The 19,969-nt window shown below is 49.7% G+C and carries 16 protein-coding genes; 13 read left to right on the forward strand and 3 right to left on the reverse strand.

The annotated features are described in order from the left end of the window. Positions 1-110: 110 nt before the first annotated feature. The 3 genes from FJ444_RS13450 to FJ444_RS13460 all read left to right on the forward strand — a co-directional run bounded on the left by FJ444_RS13450 (position 111) and on the right by FJ444_RS13460 (position 5,087). Positions 111-1,139 carry a LacI family DNA-binding transcriptional regulator gene (locus FJ444_RS13450; protein ID WP_140958926.1) on the forward strand — a complete coding sequence of 343 codons (1,029 nt, stop codon included), beginning with the start codon at positions 111-113 and terminating at the stop codon, positions 1,137-1,139. Further along, entirely contained in the window at positions 1,139-2,626 is a 1,488-nt protein-coding gene (locus tag FJ444_RS13455) for a tryptophan halogenase family protein (protein WP_140958928.1), read from the forward strand. Before FJ444_RS13450 ends, FJ444_RS13455 begins: the two co-directional genes overlap by 1 nt. Before the next feature lie 136 nt (positions 2,627-2,762). Further along, complete coding sequence (locus tag FJ444_RS13460) at positions 2,763-5,087, forward strand: carbohydrate binding family 9 domain-containing protein (protein WP_140958930.1); 2,325 nt, start codon at positions 2,763-2,765, stop codon at positions 5,085-5,087. 71 nt (positions 5,088-5,158) lie between these two features. Here the strand turns inward: FJ444_RS13460 and FJ444_RS13465 are convergent, their stop codons facing one another. Then, entirely contained in the window at positions 5,159-5,617 is a 459-nt protein-coding gene (locus tag FJ444_RS13465) for a cupin domain-containing protein (RefSeq protein ID WP_140958932.1), read from the reverse strand. A 344-nt stretch (positions 5,618-5,961) separates the two neighbouring features. Here FJ444_RS13465 and acnA point away from each other — a divergent pair, with 344 nt between their 5' ends. Both acnA and FJ444_RS13475 read left to right on the forward strand, forming a co-directional pair. Next, complete coding sequence (gene acnA / locus FJ444_RS13470; RefSeq protein WP_140958934.1) at positions 5,962-8,676, forward strand: aconitate hydratase AcnA; 2,715 nt, start codon at positions 5,962-5,964, stop codon at positions 8,674-8,676. 117 nt (positions 8,677-8,793) lie between these two features. Next, complete coding sequence (locus FJ444_RS13475) at positions 8,794-9,189, forward strand: energy transducer TonB (RefSeq protein ID WP_181405161.1); 396 nt, start codon at positions 8,794-8,796, stop codon at positions 9,187-9,189. A 76-nt stretch (positions 9,190-9,265) separates the two neighbouring features. On the opposite strand, the gene FJ444_RS13480 is transcribed toward FJ444_RS13475, so the two are convergent. Continuing rightward, positions 9,266-10,129: a sugar phosphate isomerase/epimerase gene (locus FJ444_RS13480; protein ID WP_140958938.1), complete on the reverse strand. Its 864-nt coding sequence runs from the start codon at positions 10,127-10,129 to the stop codon at positions 9,266-9,268. Between the two features lie 14 nt (positions 10,130-10,143). Further along, positions 10,144-11,160: a LacI family DNA-binding transcriptional regulator gene (locus tag FJ444_RS13485; protein ID WP_140958940.1), complete on the reverse strand. Its 1,017-nt coding sequence runs from the start codon at positions 11,158-11,160 to the stop codon at positions 10,144-10,146. A gap of 398 nt (positions 11,161-11,558) precedes the next feature. On the opposite strand from FJ444_RS13485, the gene FJ444_RS13490 reads away from it, so the two are divergent. The 8 genes from FJ444_RS13490 to FJ444_RS13525 all read left to right on the forward strand — a co-directional run bounded on the left by FJ444_RS13490 (position 11,559) and on the right by FJ444_RS13525 (position 19,966). Further along, a complete protein-coding gene (locus tag FJ444_RS13490; RefSeq protein ID WP_140958942.1) occupies positions 11,559-12,704 on the forward strand; it encodes a Gfo/Idh/MocA family protein in 1,146 nt (381 codons plus the stop codon). Positions 12,705-12,766: 62 nt separating this feature from the next. Then, the gene (locus tag FJ444_RS13495) at positions 12,767-13,825 is read left to right on the forward strand and encodes a sugar phosphate isomerase/epimerase (protein WP_140958944.1); all 1,059 of its coding nucleotides are present in this window, start codon (positions 12,767-12,769) and stop codon (positions 13,823-13,825) included. 43 nt (positions 13,826-13,868) lie between these two features. After that, a complete protein-coding gene (locus tag FJ444_RS13500) occupies positions 13,869-15,092 on the forward strand; it encodes a nucleoside permease (RefSeq protein WP_140958946.1) in 1,224 nt (407 codons plus the stop codon). After that, a complete protein-coding gene (locus FJ444_RS13505) occupies positions 15,085-15,996 on the forward strand; it encodes a hydroxypyruvate isomerase family protein (protein WP_255439168.1) in 912 nt (303 codons plus the stop codon). The genes FJ444_RS13500 and FJ444_RS13505 overlap by 8 nt, the downstream gene beginning before the upstream one ends. 53 nt (positions 15,997-16,049) lie before the next feature. Further along, a complete protein-coding gene (locus FJ444_RS13510) occupies positions 16,050-17,735 on the forward strand; it encodes a GMC oxidoreductase (RefSeq protein ID WP_140958948.1) in 1,686 nt (561 codons plus the stop codon). Further along, positions 17,735-18,352, forward strand: a complete 618-nt coding sequence (locus FJ444_RS13515) for a gluconate 2-dehydrogenase subunit 3 family protein (protein WP_140958950.1) — start codon at positions 17,735-17,737, stop codon at positions 18,350-18,352. Before FJ444_RS13510 ends, FJ444_RS13515 begins: the two co-directional genes overlap by 1 nt. Before the next feature lie 54 nt (positions 18,353-18,406). Then, a complete protein-coding gene (locus tag FJ444_RS13520) occupies positions 18,407-19,165 on the forward strand; it encodes a DUF1080 domain-containing protein (RefSeq protein ID WP_140958953.1) in 759 nt (252 codons plus the stop codon). Between the two features lie 468 nt (positions 19,166-19,633). Next, positions 19,634-19,966 carry a multidrug efflux SMR transporter gene (locus tag FJ444_RS13525; protein ID WP_140958986.1) on the forward strand — a complete coding sequence of 111 codons (333 nt, stop codon included), beginning with the start codon at positions 19,634-19,636 and terminating at the stop codon, positions 19,964-19,966. Positions 19,967-19,969: the final 3 nt, after the last annotated feature.

The following is a 19,969-nucleotide window of genomic DNA, read 5'->3' on the forward strand; positions in this document are numbered from 1 at the left end:
ACAACAAATTAACGTTTGCAAACACAAAAATTAAAAAGTCTGTTCAAAATTGTTGCAACATAATGAATTAAAAAGAATTATTTTTGGATAAAATTTAATCTGGAGGCGCGATGTCTGCCACAATTAAAAGTGTTGCCGAACATGCCGGTGTATCCATTAAAACGGTCTCTCGTGTAATAAACAACGAAGGTACGGTTAAACCCGACACGCTGGCCAGGGTGCAAGCGGCCATTGACCTGCTTAACTACAAGCCCAACAAAGCGGCGCGGGATTTGGCCGGACGCGACAACTATGTGCTTGGGTACGTGTACGACAACCCTAACGCGTATTACATCATCGATATGCAAAAAGGGATTTTAAATGAGTGCCGGGCGAACGGGTACGAATTACTCATTCACCCCTGTGATGCCAGCAGTCACGACATCATTCAGGAAATTCTTGGCATGGTGGACAGCGCAAGATTAGCCGGATTGATTCTGTCGCCGCCGCTCTCGGAAATGCCAGAAGTGCTATCTTCTCTTGACGAGAAAGGCGTGCGTTATGTGCGTATTTTGTCGGGCAGCGAAGCGCTTGAGAGCGGTCAGCCCTGCGTGCTGGTTAACGACTTCCAGGCGGCTTACCAAATTACTGAGCACCTTATTCAGCAGGGTCATCGTGACATTGGCTTTATTGCCGGTGAAAAGCAGCACAACTCGACCATCGAGCGTCAGAAAGGCTTTGCTGCGGCGTTGGCTGCGCATGGATTGCCACAACATCCTGAATTCGTGATCGAAGGCACTTACTCGTTTGGTACCGGGGTTACAAGCATTGAAACATTGCTGAGCTTGCCCAAGAAGCCTACTGCGGTGTTTGCCTGTAACGATGAGATTGCGGCGGGGGCCTTATTTGGTGCGCGCATGCGAGGGGTGGATGTACCGCAAACCCTGGCGATTGCCGGGTTCGAGAACAGCCCATTCTCCCGGCAAACCTTTCCGCCGTTAACGACGGCTTCCCAGCCTACTGATAAAATCGCCCAGCGCGCGACGTCCACACTGATCCAGTCGTTGAAGGCTCGTAAGCTTGGCAATGACAAGCAAGCCATTCCGGCGCAAGTGTTTGTGCCAGAGCTGGTGGTTCGCGAATCAACTAAACGGTCGTAATGATGAATCAAACACATCCGGCATCAGTTATTATTGTTGGTGGTGGTACCGCCGGCTGGATGTGTGCGGCGTATCTGGCGAAACAATGGGGCACTAGTACTCACATTACCCTGATTGAGTCATCGCAAATTGGCACCGTTGGAGTGGGCGAGGGTTCAACGCCATTTCTAAAGCAGTTTTTTGCTGATTTGGGCTGGCAGGAGCAAGACTGGATGCCTGACTGTGATGCTACCTATAAAACCGGCATTGAGTTCGCCAATTGGACAAATAGCGCGCGTTTTTCTCAGTACTTCCATCCATTTTTTACCCCTCTCGATCAACACACCGGCGAGCTGTTTTTTAATAGCTGCCAGCAGTTGCGAAGCGGCCTGGCAAATGCCGATGTAAAGCCTGAACATTACTTTAGTGCCGCTGAAATGGTGCGAAAACGGGTTACACCGCAAAGCAGCAAATTACCCGGAGATATCGACTACGCCTACCATTTTGATGCCAGCAAATTAGCCCTGCGTCTGCACTCGTTCTCGATGAAACAGGGCGTAACGCATCGCGAAGGAAAAGTCGCAGAGGTTTATACCGAAGCAGGCAATATCCGCGGTTTGCGTATGGAGCAGGGCGATGTACTGCATGCGGATTTATACGTAGACTGCTCTGGCTTTATTGGCTTATTAATGAAAAAAGCGCTGAACGCGCCGTTTAAACGTTACCGTGATACGTTATTCAACAATGCCGCTGTTGCACTGCCCACAATGCATGGAAATGATGATCCTATCACGCCTCAGACCCGCTCGGTTGGCATGGATAGCGGCTGGATGTGGCAAATTCCACTGACTACCAGAATTGGCAACGGCTACGTATACAGTGCTGATTTTTGTTCAGCCGACGAAGCCGAAGCGGCCTTGCGCAAGGCGTTAAATGTTGATGACGGCATACCCGCTCGCCATCTGAATATGGAGGTTGGACGCTTAGAGCAGCACTGGCAAGGTAACTGTGTTGCGATTGGCCTAGCTCAGGGGTTTATTGAACCCCTGGAGGCGACGGCGCTTATGCTGGTGCAATACGCGCTTTATCAATTGGTGGATGGTGTTGGCTCGGATAAACCGTTGGCCAGGGCACAACAGGAATACAACTGCGAAATGAATCGCATGTTCGACGGCATTCGCGATTACATTGCTGCGCATTATTACCTGAACACCCGTACAGATTCAGCCTATTGGACTGCGTGCCGGCACGATATGGTTGTGCCTGACAATCTGCAGTATTTGCTGGAAAAGTGGGATAGCGGTGCCTGCTTCGAAACCGCGTTGGATCATCTTGATTCGGAACTTGTATACCTGCGCCCGTCCTGGTATTGCATTCTGGCTGGAATGGGGCGCTTTAATCAGCTCGATACAAGCCAGCCTGCGCCGGTTAATCGTGCTTCAATAGCGCACCTGGAAAAACTGGTTGGGCATTACTTTTCGCATCAGCAGCGCCCGCTAAGTGTCTAGAAATCGTGCTTAATGTAACGAATTGTTAATAATTTTAACAATTCACCGCGTGTCTTCTAAACTCTATCGACATTACATAGGAATTTTGTGTTCCTGTGGCATAGTCGCCCGCGGATTGAAGACAGTAGACACAACTATGATATTGCGATGTACAGGCTGGCTGTTGCTGGCTGCGATGTGCCTGAATCCGGCACTTGCCAATGACCTGTTGATCAGTGAATCTGAACAGCAAACTGTTACCCATATTCCTTTTATCGAGGGCGAGGTAACCATTGACGGCAAACTGAATGAGACCCAGTGGCAGCATGCCCAGGTTATTTCGCTGGAATATGTAACCCGGCCATACAACAATACCATTCCACCTGTGGCTACGCAGGTTAAGCTTTTTGAAGACGGCGAAACACTGCACATTGCCTTTATTGCTGAGGATCCTGACCCTCAGCAGATCCGCGCATTCTTCCGCGATCGCGATAAAGTATGGAGCGATGACCTGGTTGGCATCAAACTGGATACCTTCAATAACGGTAGGCTGGCGTATCAGTTCTTTATCAATCCTCTTGGGGTGCAGGCCGATGCCATCCAAAACGAAATGACCGGGAATGAAAGTGACGGCTGGAATGCGATTTGGGAATCAGCAGGTGTCATTAATGACCATGGGTATATTGTGGAAGTGGCTATCCCGCTACGCATTATGAATTTTGAGGAAGGCGAGCGCAGTAAGCTGTGGGGAGCTGAATTTATTCGATTCTATCCGCGCGAGGAACGCTTGCGGATTGCCAACATTCCCTGGGATCGCAACGATGCCTGCTCACTCTGTCAGCTTGGCGACGTAAAAGGATTCGAACAGGCAACCCAAGGAAAGAACCTTGCGCTGGTGCCTACTCTGGTATTGGGAAAAGGCCGCAGTCGCGATCCGTTTTCGTCGAATCAATGGGATGACATAGAAGTTGTCGAACCGGGGCTGGACATAAAATGGGGTATTACCCCTGAAATGTCTTTGCAGGCAACGCTCAATCCGGATTTCTCGCAGGTAGAAGCCGATGATGCGCAGGTGAGTATCAACAATACCTTTGCACTTTTCTTCGATGAGCGGCGCCCGTTTTTTGTGGAAAATGCTGACTATTTTTCGTCGAATCAACGCTTGGTGTATACCCGTAACATTGGCTCTCCGGATTACGGTTTAAAGCTAACCGGGCAGAAGGAGCGCCATACGTTTGGCGTATTTATGGCTGACGATGCTAACACCGCCTTTATTGTGCCGGGGAATATTGGCTCGGGTGTGGCTGTACTCGAAGAAGAATCACTCAACGGCGCACTTCGCTATCGTTTCGACTACAACAATGATTTATCAGTGGGTTCGGTGACGACCTTCAGGCAAGCCGGTGATTACCACAACTTTGTGAACGGGCTGGACGTAAAATACCGGCTTACTCAACAAGACACTGTTCGCGCGCAATATGTGGTGTCAAACACGCAGTACCCGGATGATTTATACCTCAATTTTTGTGGCGACGACTGCACAACCAAAGAAAACTTATCGGAGACCGCACTTCGCACCCGATTAACTGAGGCATTTAGCGGCACAGCCTGGCGAGTGAATTATCGCCACGAAGAACAGGACTGGTTCTTCCGCGCAGATCGCTACGAAAACGATGCGGGTTTTCGCGCCGATCTGGGATTTGAAACCAAAGCAGATTTTAATAAATCCGTGGTCGGTGGCGGCTACAATTTCTGGAACGAAGGGAGCTGGTGGAACCGCATTCAGCTAAAAGGTGACTGGGATCTCACGCACAACGATAACGGCGAGCTGATAGAGCGCGAGCTGGAAGCTACATTTAATATTCGCGGAAAGTGGCAGTCGTATCTTGAGCTGGGTGCCGTAAAGCGCGAAAGAGTGGGGCTGCGTCGTGACCCGTCAACACTGGCGGTAACCGGCAATACCGATAGATTTGAAGAACAATCCGTGAATGTTTATGTTGAAACGCGGCCCAACCCCACACTCTTTGTAAGTACTTTTGCCAGTAAAGGCGACCAGATAGATTTTGCCAATAACCGGCTGGGTAACGAACTGTTTGTGGAGTCCATGATTGACGTGAATTTAGGTAAGCACACACAGGTTAGATTCACGCAGCTATACAGCAATCTGGATGTGGCCGGTGCAACGTTATTTACTGCGCGGATTTCCGATCTGCGACTCACCTATCAATTGGATACCCGACAGTTTGTGCGACTGATTGGCATATATAACAACACGCATCGCAACCAGAGCAACTATACCTTTGAGGTGCAGCCGGTCACACGTACTTTGGGCGGCCAGTTGTTGTATTCCTATAAACTCAATCCGCTAACGCGTTTCTTTGTGGGCGTGTCCAGCGCTGCTATTGAAGAAAATCCGTTAACCGGACTTACTACTACTGATAAATCCGTGTTTATGAAGTTGAGTTACGCGTGGCTTTACTAAGCGCGTAAACACAGTGAAAAGAAGCGGCCACAAGCCTCGCGCTGGTGAGGGGGCCGCTTATAGAAACTTACTTATAGAAACTTACTTAAGTGTGGATGCGCCAGTTCTATCCATTGACGCACCGACGGTTCGTCAATAAAGCTAAAATCCGCAAAATCAAAACCCGGAGCAACCGAGCAACCTACCAGTGAATAGTCGCCGGTGGTTTGTGCGGCCTGAAAATGACCACCCGGCACGATGGCTGCCATGTCGTTATCATTACCGCCAATGCGCTTTTCATGCAGTTGTTGCTGATGCAGTTGATAAAGCGTTAAGGGCGCGCCGCTATAGTGGTTCCAGATTTCATCATGAAGCACGCGGTGAAACCGGCTAACCTGTCCTTTCAGCAGTAAAAAATAAATATGTGTTACCGCCGGGCGGGATAACCCGTGCTTTGGCGATCTCACTTCAGTTGTTGACCGATAAATCTGCCGGTAAAACCCACCCTCCGGGTGCGGCTCCAGCCTCAGTTTCTCAACGAGAGGGTGCATGTTTAACTCCGCCTGATGGCTAATCGATGTGATTAGCGGGTGCAAAACTGCCACAGTTAAGCGCCGTTGCTCCACACTGACGTCTTATTGTTGTGCTACGAGCATACCTAAGCGAGTTACGGAATGCACGATATTTATTAACATTTCATTAATCATTGGGCGGCATCTTAACGGCGCAGTGTCACGATGAAAAGTGAACTTTTTCCTGTGCTCGGTACGTAGGAATAATGTGAAATTTCATTCATGCTCGGCTTTTTGCACTCTGTAGGGTTAGTTCCGCAGACAGGATCGGGTTGTTGGAAGCGGTCTGCAATTAGCCTGTGCCAAATTAAGGATGCTGCAACATGACACAATACCAATCGTTTTCATCGTTAACGGTGGGTGACCATCAATATCGCGCAGTGAATTTAAATGCGCTGTCTGAACGTTACGACTTATCGCGCCTGCCTTTTTGTATAAAAATTTTATTAGAGAACCTACTGCGGCACGAAGACAGTGAGTTTGTTACCGCCAATGATATTGAAACGGTAGCAACCTGGGACACCGCTAAGCCAGAAGAGCATGAAATAGCGTTTGTGCCTGCCAGAGTCATTCTGCAGGATTTCACCGGTGTGCCTGCCATTGTGGATTTAGCCGCTATGCGAGATGCAGTAAATCGACTTGGCGGTGATGCTCAGGCCATTAATCCGCTCAATCCGGTTGAACTGGTTATTGACCATTCTGTGATGGTGGACCACTTTGCACAACCGGATGCGCTGGAGAAAAACACGGCCATTGAAGTACAGCGCAACAAAGAACGTTACCAGTTTTTAAAATGGGGCCAGTCGTCATTCGATAACTTTAAGGTAGTGCCGCCGGGGCGGGGAATCGTCCATCAGGTAAATCTGGAATACCTGGCGCGATGCGTATTTGCTAACAAACAAGGGCAGGAAACCATGGTCTACCCTGACACCCTGGTAGGTACTGACTCGCACACCACCATGATAAACGGCTTAGGTGTTCTTGGCTGGGGTGTTGGAGGTATAGAGGCAGAAGCTGCAATGTTAGGGCAACCGGTTACTATGCTTTTGCCGGAAGTCGTAGGTTTCAGATTAACGGGTAGCCTTAAACCCGGCGTGACAGCCACCGATATGGTACTCACCATTACTGAGCAACTTCGCAACCACGGTGTAGTGGGTAAGTTTGTAGAATTTTACGGGCCCGGATTGTCGTCTCTCACAACCGCCGACCGAGCCACCATTGCTAACATGGCGCCTGAATACGGTGCAACTTGCGGGATTTTTCCTTTAGATCAGGTTGCCTTAAATTATCTTCAACTTACCGGACGTGATGAGCAGCAAATCAAACTGGTAGAGGCATACGCCAAACATGCCGGCTTGGGGCATGACGACACCAGTAAAGATGCTACTTACCATGAAACCCTGGAACTGGATTTAGGCGATGTAGTGCCCTCGGTTGCGGGCCCTAAACGGCCGCAGGACCGCATTGCATTAGCGCAAGCTGCCAGTGCCTACGAACGTTGGTTGTCAGAGCAAATTGACATCACAGACGTCACTCAGGCAAACGAGTTTGTCGCTGAGGGGGGCGCAGCGCCAGTCGTTGACGAAAACCAAGCGTCCTATGTGGCATTTGACGGTGAGTCATTCAATCTTGAAGACGGGGCAGTGGTCATTGCAGCAATTACAAGTTGTACCAACACCTCAAACCCGTCGGTATTGATTGGTGCAGGGCTGTTGGCGAAAAAAGCCAACGAGCTGGGGTTAACCCGTAAACCTTGGGTCAAAACATCTTTGGCTCCCGGGTCTCAGGTAGTAACCCAGTATCTCGACGACGCAGGCTTAATGCCGCATTTGGAAGCGCTTGGATTCAACCTGGTTGGATACGGCTGTACAACCTGTATCGGTAATTCTGGTCCACTGCCTGAACCCATTGAAAAAGCCATTCAAGGCGCGAAACTCTCGGTTACCTCGGTGTTGTCGGGCAACCGCAATTTTGAAGGCCGTATACACCCTGAAGTCGCTGCTAACTACCTGGCGTCTCCGCCATTGGTGGTTGCCTATGCGCTGGCTGGCAACATGAAAATCGATATCACCAAGGCGCCTTTGGGTCAGGATAAAGACGGCAATCCGGTGTTTTTGAAAGATCTGTGGCCGAGCAGCGAAGAAATTGCGGAGTATATTGCTGAGCACGTGTCAGGAGAAATATTTAAGGCCAAATATGCCGATGTGTTCACGGGCAGCAGTGTGTGGACTGATTTGGACACCAGTGACTCGGCGGTTTATGACTGGCCTGATTCTACTTATATCAAGCATCCGCCATTTTTCGAAACCATGTCTGCCGAACCTGATGAGGTGGGGGCAATCGACGCTGCACGTTGTTTGGTGAAAGTGGGCGACTCTATTACCACCGACCATATTTCGCCTGCGGGCTCTATAGCGCCGGATAGCCCGGCTGGCCAGTATCTGCAATCTCTCGGTGTTAGCCCGGCTGACTTTAACTCCTATGGTTCTCGTCGGGGGAATCATGAGGTGATGATGCGTGGTACGTTCGCAAATGTGCGGTTAAAGAACCAATTAGCGCCTGGTACCACAGGTAGCGCAACGACGCACTTTCCTTCAGGCGATGCCATGTCGATTTACGACGCGGCAATGCGTTACAGAGAAGAAGGAATGCCGGCGATTGTAATAGGGGGCAAAGAGTATGGTACAGGCTCCAGTCGTGACTGGGCGGCAAAAGGCCCGGCTCTCATGGGCGTACGCGCAGTCATTGCCGAGAGCTTTGAGCGAATTCACCGTTCAAACCTAATCGGTATGGGGATATTGCCGCTGCAGTTTAATGAAGGAGACAGCGCAGATTCACTGAACATTAACGGCAACGAAAGCTTTTCTATTGCGGCGGTTAGCGCAGGTCAAAAGACGACCATCATGACCATTACCGATGATAAAGGCAATCACCGGGACGTAGAGTTGCAGGTGCGTATTGATACCGGTAATGAGTTTACCTACTATCAGCACGGCGGCATTCTGCACTACGTGATCAGGCGCTTTCTGACACAATAAAAACTGAGGGCAGGGTATTGCACCCTGCCTGATATTGGCAGCTCAAAAAGTCTTTTCGTATTTTATAACGTCTGGTAGAGTCTTTTTTGAACAATGAACACACTCAAGGAAGACATCATGAAGTACCTGTTAGTTGCTTTTTTACTGACATTAATCACCGCCTGCTCGGTGACAACTATTGCGCGGCCTGCGCCAAGACCCTCTCCTTCGGTGCCGGTAATGACACCTGAGCCAACACTGCTGAAGTACAAAAATCCTGAGTTTCCTGATGCCGCGATAACCAAAACATCCTCGAGTGTGATTTTGCAAAACGGATGGGTGCTGTTGCAATACAATGTGGATGAGAGCGGTAAACCGGTAGACATCAAAGTGGTGGATGCCAGCCCTAAAGGGCTGTTTGAAGAGGCGTCGATCGAAGCGCTACAAGGCTGGGAGTATCAGCCGCCTATGAAAGACGGAAGAAGGCAACCCATGAGTGGGCTGCATAATCTTTTCACATTTAAAATGATGTAGTGTTTGCGGTAATCGCTAAAAATAACAAAACCGACGGCAAAACCCATTACCGTCGGTTTGTTTTTTGAAAAAGATATTACTTGCTTTGCAGCGTGGTAACCGCAGAGAAGCCCTGGCTAATGGTGCGAACCAGGTCATCTGTTTGGTCGCGCTCTACGAACTTGTGCTCAATACCCGCCAGTTCGCCATTTGCGAAGATAGTAGCGAAATCGATAGTGCCTTTACCCACATCCGCAAAACTGCCGTCTTCTGCCAAATCTTTAACATGCCACATTTTGAAGCGGCCAGGCTGGCGCTTGAACAGGGCTACCGGGTCGAATCCCGCTTTAACAGTCCAGTATAAATCCAGTTCCATCACCAGCAGTTCGCTGTCGCAACGATCCAGAATCAAATCGTAAGGTAATTCGCCATCCAGCTCCTGAAACTCGAAATCGTGGTTGTGGTAAGCCAGCTGAATTCCGCGCTGTTTACATTGCTCTCCCCACATGTTCATTTCGTCAATCAGGCTGTAGTAGTCATCAATGCTCTTGCGGTCGTCAGGCATTAAATACGGCACAACAATGTATTTGTGACCCAGTGCTTCGGCTGCGTCTAAATGGGCGTTCAGATCCGCTCTGAGCAGGTGAGGCATTATGTGCGTAGATGGGCTGGTAAGGCCATTTGATTTAAGCAAATCTGCAAACTGTTGCGGGGTGTTACCAAACAAACCTGCTAATTCCACTTCTTTGTAGCCTACTTCAGCCACTAACGCTAAGGTTTCTGCCACGCTCTTTTCCATCATACTGCGCAGGGTATACAACTGCAGGCCAACAGGCTGCGCCGAGGCAGAAGATGAAGCTACGGAAGCGGCGGGTTTACACGCTGCTGCACCCAGCAACGCCCCCATACCGGTTGCACCTAATTGCAAAAAACGGCGGCGATTTAGCGTTAGTTCAGACATGGTTACGTTCCTTATTATAGGTTAGCTGTTGTTGGCGCGGGGCCAGTACTTTGTCGGGTGATCACTTCAAATGGCAAAATCACCTTAATGGCGCGCTTGGTTTTACCGTTCAGCACGTCAATCAATAAATTCACTGCCGTTTCGCCAAACTCTTCAGCAGGCTGTGCAATGGTTGTGAGCGGTGGCTCAGCATAAGCAGAGAAAGCGATGTTGTCGAAACCAGCAATCGAGATATCGCCGGGAATCGATAATCCTGCTTCGCGCACTTTGCGCATCGCGCCCATGGCCATTTCGTCGTTTTCGCAAAAAATAGCAGTGGGGCGGTTTGGTAAACTGAGTAAGGTAGTTGCAGCCCGATACCCCGATGCCAATGTAAAGTCTCCAGCACACAACAGCGATTCATCGATGCTGAGACCTGCCGCTTTGAGGGCATCTTCATAGCCTGCTAACCGGTCGCGGGTGAGTGGGCTCGACTGTGGACCTTTCACCATGGCAATACGGCGATGGCCCAGTGAAATAAGATGTTCTGTCATGGCTTTTGCAGCAGCGCGGTTATCCAGTGTTACCGTTGGGAAACGAGCGTCATCGACGATTTCACAGGCGTTTACCATAGGTAATAATGCTTCCGACTGAAACTGATCCGGTGCAAAAGGATTAAACGCCCTTAATTGGATCACGCCATCTGCCTGGGAAGTATCAACTAACTTTGCGCAATTGCGCTCGATTTCGTCATTGCCCATAGTATTCATAAGCAGCAATGAATAGCCCTGAGATGCAGCGGCTTCCTGCATGCCTTTTATTACCCGGGCAAAGAACACATTGGCAACAGTGGGCACCAGGGCAACCAGCACCTGGGTCTTGCCGGAACGGAATTTCACCGCCATGAGGTTGGGTTTGTAACCGAGATGATCAATGGCTTCCTGCACGCGCACACGGGTTTTGGGTGATACGCGATCAGGTTGTTGCAGAGTGCGTGACACCGTTGCTACGGATACGCCTGCTCTATCTGCCACTTCACGAATCGTTGACAACCTGTTCTCCTGATATTTCTACTGCAAAATGTAACCGATAACATCTTTTACGCTAATTGTTAAAAGATTGCAAAGACAAATTCATCAAAAAACCGCCATTTGGGCGTTCTAAGCGGCATTTTATCGGTTTCCATTCGACTATTTGTTAAAAAATTAAGTAAATTAAGACTGGATCAGACAGGCGATCTTGATATACTCGAATGTAATCCGTTACATTTTTACAAAATTAACATATTTCGTACATGTGGTGTAGAGTAGTGTGCGTGGTGCACACGGGTGTGCACGAGCAGCCCGCTTAGGTACGCCGGGTTATTAGTGCATTCAGAACCCGGATAAGTGCAGGCACTACTTCAACAGGCAGTACATCTACAGGCAGTAAGTGTTACACAGGAGCAAACATGCAGAAGATTCGACTGGGTATGGTTGGCGGCGGGCAAGGTGCCTTTATTGGTGCTGTGCACCGGGCAGCGGCCGGGTTAGATGGTCAGTATGATTTAGTCGCCGGGGCATTTAGCCGCAATCCAGAAAACAATCTGGCAACCGCCACTCAGCTGTGCATTGCTGCCGACAGGGCTTATCCAAGCTGGGAAGCCTTAATTGAAGGTGAAAAGCAGTTACCCGCAGACAAGCGCATTCAGGCCGTTGCAGTAGTTACGCCCAATCATTTGCATGTGCCGGTAACTAAAGCCGCGTTAGAAGCCGGTTTTAATGTGTTTTGTGAAAAGCCGTTAGCCATAAATTTAGACGAAGCAAAATCGCTTGAGTCTGTATTGGCGAGCTCTGGCGCGCTGCTGGGCTTAGCGCATACCTATATTGGTTATCCCATGGTGTGGCAGGCCCGTCATCTGGTTGCAACCGGTAAGCTGGGCACTATTCGCAAAGTTTATGTGGAATACCCGCAAGGCTGGCTAAGCAACAATCTGGAAGCCAGCGAAAACAAACAGGCAAGTTGGCGAACCGATCCGGCGCAATCTGGCGGCAGTGGCTGCATGGGCGATATTGGCACGCATGCTTTTAACATGGCTGAGTTTGTTACCGGCAGTAAGGTAACTCACTTGTGTGCAGATCTGCACACGCATATTCCGGGTCGTCGACTGGACGATGACGGCGCCGCATTCCTGAAGTTCGACAACAACGCCTCTGGTGTGCTGATTGCCAGTCAGGTGGCTGCAGGCGAAGAAAACGGCCTGAAAATTCGTGTTTATGGTGATAAAGGCGGATTGGAGTGGTTCCAGATGCGTCCTGACTCACTCATTGTTCGCTCACTGGATGCGCCAATGACCATTTTACGTGGCGGTCAGGGACAGCCCGGATTGTGTGAAGAAGCATTAAAACGGTGCCGGATTCCTGTTGGGCATCCGGAAGGGTACTTAGAAGCCATGGGTAATCTGTACACTTTATTTGCTCAGGCTATCCGTAACGGTCAGCAAGGTGCGGCAGACGGCGTACCTGGGTTGGCTGAAGGTATACGCGGGATGGCGTTTATTGCCACCATGCTGGCAAGCCAGAACAGCGAGCAAAAGTGGACGGCTTTGTCGCTGTAAAACCGTAAATGGATACGCCTTGTTCGTATCGGAAAAGCATAAAGTAAGCAGGAGAGTACACAATGTCTGCAATAAAAGGCCCAGCAATATTTCTGGCCCAGTTTTTAAGTGATAAAGCGCCATTTAACCGCTTGGACACCATCGCTGCCTGGGCAGCAGATTTAGGTTACAAGGGCATCCAGGTGCCTACCAGTGATCCGGCGATTTTTGATTTGGAGCGCGCCGCGGAAAGTCAGGAATACTGTGATGAGATTCTGGCAACGTGCCGCAAGGCGGGCGTAGAAATTACTGAGTTATCCACGCACCTTCAAGGTCAATTGGTGGCAGTGCATCCAGCATACGACGAATTATTCGACAACTTTGCGCCTAAGCACTTACACGGCAATCCCAAAGCCCGTACCGAATGGGCTATTAATCAATTGAAATGCGCGGCAAAGGCCAGTCAACGTCTTGGCCTGAAAGCCCATGCTACCTTCTCTGGTGCATTGATGTGGCATCTGGTTTACCCATGGCCACAGCGTCCTGCAGGTCTGGTTGAACAAGGTTTTGCAGAGCTGGCAAAGCGTTGGTTGCCCATTCTGGATGCCTTCGACGAAGCAGGCGTTGACGTGTGCTACGAGATCCACCCGGGCGAAGATATTCACGACGGCGCAACGTTTGAGCGTTTCCTGAAAGCCGTTGATAACCACCCACGTGCGAACATTCTGTTCGACCCGAGCCACTATGTGCTGCAACAACTGGATTACCTGGACTTCATCGATCGTTATCACGATCGCATTAAGATGTTCCACGTTAAAGATGCCGAATTTAACCCAACGGGTCGCTCAGGCGTGTACGGCGGTTACGAGGATTGGGTAAACCGTCCTGGGCGTTTCCGCTCATTGGGTGATGGACAGGTCGATTTTAAAGGTATCTTCAGCAAGTTAACCCAATACGGGTTTGAGGGCTGGGCGGTGCTCGAGTGGGAATGCTGTCTTAAAGATTCCAATCAGGGAGCTGCGGAAGGTGCACCTTTTATTGCCAGTCACATCATTCAGCGTGCTACCCATGCCTTTGATGATTTTGCTGGCGCCACCAGTAGCGACACGCGCAATCGTCGCATACTTGGATTAGACAACTAACAACACTAACCATAACCATAACGAAGGAATTGGCGGTGAGCCTATGAACACAATAACAATACGGCTAAGCGTAATGATGTTTCTCCAGTTTTTTATCTGGGGTGGATGGTTTGTCACATTGGGGACATTCCTTGGCGGTACGCTGGGTGCAACTGGCGGTGAAATTGGTATGGCGTTTTCTACCCAATCTTGGGGGGCGATTATTGCGCCGTTCATTATTGGCTTGATTGCAGACCGTTTTTTTAACGCCGAGCGCATTCTGGGTATTTTGCACTTAGTGGGCGCAGTGCTGATGTATTTAATGTACCAGTCTGGTGACTTCGCAAGCTTCTACCCTTATGTACTGGGCTACATGATTGCCTATATGCCAACCCTGGCGTTAGTTAACTCCGTGTCGTTTGGTCAAATGAAAGACCCAACCAAAGAATTTGGAAAAATCCGCGTATGGGGCACCATTGGCTGGATTGTTGCCGGTCTGGTGATCAGCTATGTGTTTTCCTGGGACTCTCAACAAGCCATTGCTGACGGCATGCTGCGTAACACCTTTATGTTGTGTGCCATTGCGTCTGCTGCGCTGGGTGTATACAGCTTTACGCTTCCTGCTACGCCACCAGCCTCAAAAGGCAAACAAGCCTCTGGCTTAGGTGAACTGCTGGGCCTTGATGCACTGTCACTACTGAAAGACAAAAACTTCCTGGTGTTCTTCTTATCGAGCGTACTGATTTGTATTCCGCTGGCGTTTTATTACCAGAATGCTAACCCCTTCTTAACCGAGATCGGTGTAGAAAATGCCACAGGTAAAATGACTCTGGGTCAGGTATCTGAAGTGTTGTTCATGCTGGCATTGCCGCTGTTCCTGAACCGTTTTGGTATTAAGCTTACATTAATGCTGGGTATGGCAGCCTGGGTGTTGCGTTATGCGTTATTTGCGCTGGGCGACGCCGACGGTGGCGTGATGCTGCTGATCGTAGGTATAGCACTGCACGGTATTTGTTACGACTTTTTCTTCGTGTCAGGACAAATCTATACCAACGCGAAAGCCGCAGAACAGTGTAAGAGCGCGGCTCAAGGCCTTATTACCCTGGCGACTTACGGTGTAGGTATGCTGGTGGGTTTCTGGGTGGCAGGTCAGGTTACTGATTCTTATGTTACCAATGCAGGTCACGATTGGGCGCCAATTTGGTACTTCCCGGCAGGATTTGCGCTGGTGGTACTGGTAATTTTTGTACTGCTGTTTAAAGGCGAAAAGGTAGAAGCCAATGACTAAGCCAATGGATTCGCTGGCCAATGATGTAACCCGCCGCTCGTTGCTCAAGCAACTGGTGGTAGGCGTAACCGGCGCAACGCTGACGGGCAATGCACTGGCGCAACTGGGCAATGTAAAGCCAAGTAGTCCTCTGAAAGGGGCGGTGAATCATTCAGTGAGTCGCTGGACTTACGGCAAGCTGTCTATCGAGGAGCTGTGTCAGGTCGTTAAACTTCTGGGTTTTAAAGCCATTGATTTAGTGGGGCCTGAAGACTGGGCTACACTTAAACAATATGGTGTAGACAGCTCCATGTGTAATGGCGCAGAGCTTAACCTGACTGATGGCTGGGCAGATCCGCAGTTCCACGATGCGCTAATTACGCGCTACACCGCGCATATAGACAAAGTGGCAGATGCCGGTTACACGAACTTAATCTGTTTCAGTGGTAACAAGCGTGGGAAAACACCGGAGGAAGGGTTAATCCATGCTGAAAAAGGACTGAAGCAAGTATTAGGGCACGCTGAGAAGCGCGGCGTAGTGCTTCAAATGGAGCTGTTTAACAGCAAGGTGAATCATCCGGATTATTTTGCAGATAACTCCGCGTGGGGCATTGCGTTGTGTGATCGATTAGGCTCCGACAATTTTAAATTGTTATATGACATCTATCACATGCAAATCAGTGAGGGTGACATTATCCGTACTATTCAGGATAACCACGCTTACTTTGGTCACTACCACACTGCCGGGGTTCCTGGCAGACACGAAATTGATGATACCCAGGAGTTGTATTACCCGGCGATCATTAAAGCCATTGTAGCTACTGGTTTTACCGGCTACGTGGCGCAAGAGTTTATACCCACACCGTCTGATATCAGCGGCCAAATCGCCTCGTTGCGCCAGGCCATTGATATTTGTGATGTTTAAAAAATAGCAATTACCCTGTCGATTATTAGGCACAGAATTAGAGGGGAGATGTAATGGCGAACAACGAATACGATGCGATTGTTGTCGGTTCAGGGATCAGTGGTGGCATGGCAGCAAAAGAGCTGACCGAAAAAGGCCTGAAAGTACTGATGCTGGAGCGTGGACGCAATATTGAACACATAAAGGATTATACCAACGCGCACAAAGAAGCCTGGAATTATCCGCACCGCGACCTGCCAACGCAAAAGCGCAAGCAGGAAGAGCCGGTTATTCAACGCGATTATCCGTTGAATGAATCGACTAATGGCATGTGGGCCAGTCATCAGGACTCTCCCTATGTCGAGAAAAAACGTTTCGACTGGTACCGCGGTTATCACGTGGGCGGACGCTCATTGCTGTGGGGTCGTCAAAGCTATCGCTTAAATGAAGAAGACTTCCTGGCTAACGCCAAAGAAGGCATTGCGGTTGACTGGCCCATTCGCTACGAAGATCTGGCCCCTTGGTACGATTACGTAGAGCGTTTCGCTGGGATCAGCGGCAGCCGTGACGGTTTGGACGTGTTACCAGATGGCCAGTTCCTGCCGCCAATTCCCCTGAACGTAGTGGAAAAAGAAGTCGCTCAGCGCTTGCAAAAAGCATTCGGTGGTACGCGTCACCTTATTCATGGTCGTTCAGCTAACATTACTGAACCTAAGCCAGAGCAAAACCGAGTGAACTGTCAGTACCGTAATAAGTGCTGGCTGGGTTGCCCGTTTGGTGGCTATTTCAGTACACAATCGTCAACGCTGCCGCTGGCAATGAAAACCGGTAACCTGACACTGCGTCCATTCTCTATTGTTACCCGTGTGCTTTACGACAAAGACAAGAAACGCGCTACCGGTGTGGAAATTCTGGATTCAGAAACCAATCAGACTTACGTATTTAAGAGCAAAATTGTGTTCCTGAACGCGTCAGCACTTAACTCAACATGGATGCTAATGAACTCAGCAACTGATGTATGGGAAGGTGGTTTGGGTAGCAGCAGCGGTGAGTTGGGCCATAATATTATGGATCACCACTTCCGCGTGGGCGCCAGTGCTGAAGTAGAAGGCTTCGACGACAAATACTATTACGGTCGTCGTCCGTCGGGCTTCTACATTCCGCGTTTCCGCAACTGGCATGACGACAAGCGTAACTACCTTCGTGGCTTCGGTTATCAGGGTAGCGCAAGTCGCGATGGCTGGAACCGCAATATCGCTGAAATGGGCATTGGTGCAGGCTTAAAAGATGCTATTACCGAGCCGGGTACCTGGCGCATTGGTATGACGGCCTTTGGTGAAATGCTGCCACACCACGACAACCGTATTTACCTGAACAAAGACAAGAAGGATAAATGGGGCTTGCCAGTACTGGAAATGGACGTGGAGATCAAAGAAAACGAAATCGCCATGCGTAAAGACATGAAAGACGATGCCGTAGAAATGTTCGAACGTGCGGGCTTGAAGAACGTAAACGGCTATGAAGGTGACTATGCTCCTGGCATGGGTATCCATGAAATGGGCGGTGCACGTATGGGCCGCGATCCTAAGACCTCGGTTACTAACAAGTTTAACCAGGTATGGGATGCGCCAAACGTATTCATGACTGACGGTGCGTGTATGACTTCTGCGTCGTGTGTAAACCCTTCTCTTACTTATTTGGCATTAACTGCGCGTGCTGCAAGCTATGCCGTAGAAGAACTGAAAAAGAGGAATCTGTAATGGAACGTCGTGACATATTAAAACTGATCACGGCTGCCACCGGGGTAGCCATGGTGGGTGCCGATGCGTTTGCCTGGGACAAAGCGCCTGAGGCAACCAGCGCCAAAGATGCGGGATTTACCACAGAGGACATCAGCCTGTTAAACGAAATTGGTGAAACCATCATTCCTGCAACAGACAGCCCGGGGGCGAAAGCGGCTAACGTCGGTGCAACTATGGTTGGTTTGGTTGCTGATTGTTATACGCCGCCTGAACAAGCTGAATTCCGTCAGGGTCTGAAAGCCATTGATGTGGAGAGTAAAGCGGCGTTCAGTAAACCTTTCCTGCTGCTGTCTGCTACGCAACGTCATGAGTTATTGACTAAACTTGATTCTATCGCCAAGGCACAGGACGAGAAAGTGGGGCTGGGTTGGGCCGTGCATCAGAAGCCTAGTCACCGCAATATGGAAGACAAAGGGCCGGTTCCGCATTACTTCACGTTAATGAAGCAGCTTACTTTATTCTGCTTCTTCACATCCGAAGTGGGTGCGACTAAAGCGTTGCGGTATGTCAGTATTCCGGGCAAATACGATGGCGACATGCCGTATCAGAAAGGTGATCGCGCCTGGGCTACTTAAGCGCAGGTTTGCATTCACCCTTTTCAGACACTAAAGAATAACAGGACCTTAATTATGCAATTAAACTGGTCAGTAAAAGGTACGCTTGCCCTGTGTGCGTTGGGCACTGCAGGATTTGCAGTGGCACAGGGGCAAGCTCTCGAACCCTGGCAACAGGCGCAAAAAACCGAAGTGTGGGAGCCGGTTCCCGAAGTGGTTAGTGCGCCAGCCAATGGCGTGCCGTCTGATGCTATTGTATTGTTCGATGGCAGCGGTTTAAGTGAGTGGGAGTCGGTGAAAGGCGGCGACGCTCAGTGGACGGTAAAAGACGGCGTGTTAACGGTATTGCCGGGTAAAGGTGATATTAAAACCAAGCGTGATTTCTGTGATGTGCAATTACACGTTGAGTGGAAAACACCTACTGATGTCGACGGCATGGAAGGGCAGCAGCGCAACAATAGCGGCATATTCTTCCAGCAGAAATATGAAATTCAGGTACTGGATTCATATAACAATGCTACCTATCCGAACGGTCAGGCTGGTTCAGTTTACAAGCAGACTATTCCATTGGTAAATGCCATGCGTCCTGCGGGCGAGTGGCAGGAGTACGACATCCTGTTTACCGCGCCTCGCTTCGATGGTGAGAAACTGGTGTCGCACGGTTACGTTACCGTGATCCATAATGGCGTAGTGGTGCAAAATCACACGAAAATTCTGGGTACAACCGAGTGGATTGGTGCACCTAAAACCATCCCTCACGGCTGCGCACCGATTCAGTTACAGGATCACGACAATTTCGTGAGCTTCCGTAATATCTGGATCCGCGAGCTGTAACTTCAGCGACCTCTTTGTGAGTTAAAACCCGGCTTGTGCCGGGTTTTTTGTTTGTATTGGCCAGAGGTAGTGTGCGCAGAGGTTGTGCTATACCAATTCGCATAGAAATTTGCCCTCTCAGAGTGATCCCTGAGGGCTAGTCGAAAACGACTTAGATCACGACGCGTCCTCTGAGGCATAGTCATTCTATGTTCAGAGGGCGCAACATAGATATAAGTCGTTTTGGCCGCTCCCTTTGGGCAACTCCCTAATGGCAAACTGGCAGACATTTTAGCGTTGTTACGCTTGCTTGATTTGGAACCACCAAACCTGCACAAACAAGCCTAGCTAAAAAGCCTGCCAGTTCACCCTCAGGGGGGGGCTGAGTGGGCAAATTTCTATGCGAACTGGTATTTAATACAAGACTGCAATTTGCATAAGGTATTGGTTACACTTCACGCCTTCTTTCTTTTATTCATTAATTTCTGTATGAAAAACTGGTTGTTTCTCGGCATTGCCATTGCTTGTGAAGTCATGGCCACATCTAACCTAAAGTTAAGCGAAGGATTCACCAAATGGGTCCCTTCAGCCCTGGTGATTGTCGGCTATGCTGCTGCATTTTATTTCTTATCGTTAACGCTCAAGACCATTCCTGTGGGCGTTGCCTATGCGGTTTGGTCTGGGCTGGGTATCGTCGCAATTTCAATAGTGGCGTGGTTTGCTTTTGGGCAAAAGCCTGACTTTTGGGGAGTGGTAGGAATGGGGCTAATTATAGCGGGCGTCGTTGTGCTAAATACGCTTTCAAAAACCACCGCGCATTAGCAC

The sequence above is a fragment of the Aestuariibacter sp. GS-14 genome (assembly GCF_006494365.1).
Classification (GTDB): domain Bacteria; phylum Pseudomonadota; class Gammaproteobacteria; order Enterobacterales; family Alteromonadaceae; genus Alteromonas; species Alteromonas mangrovi.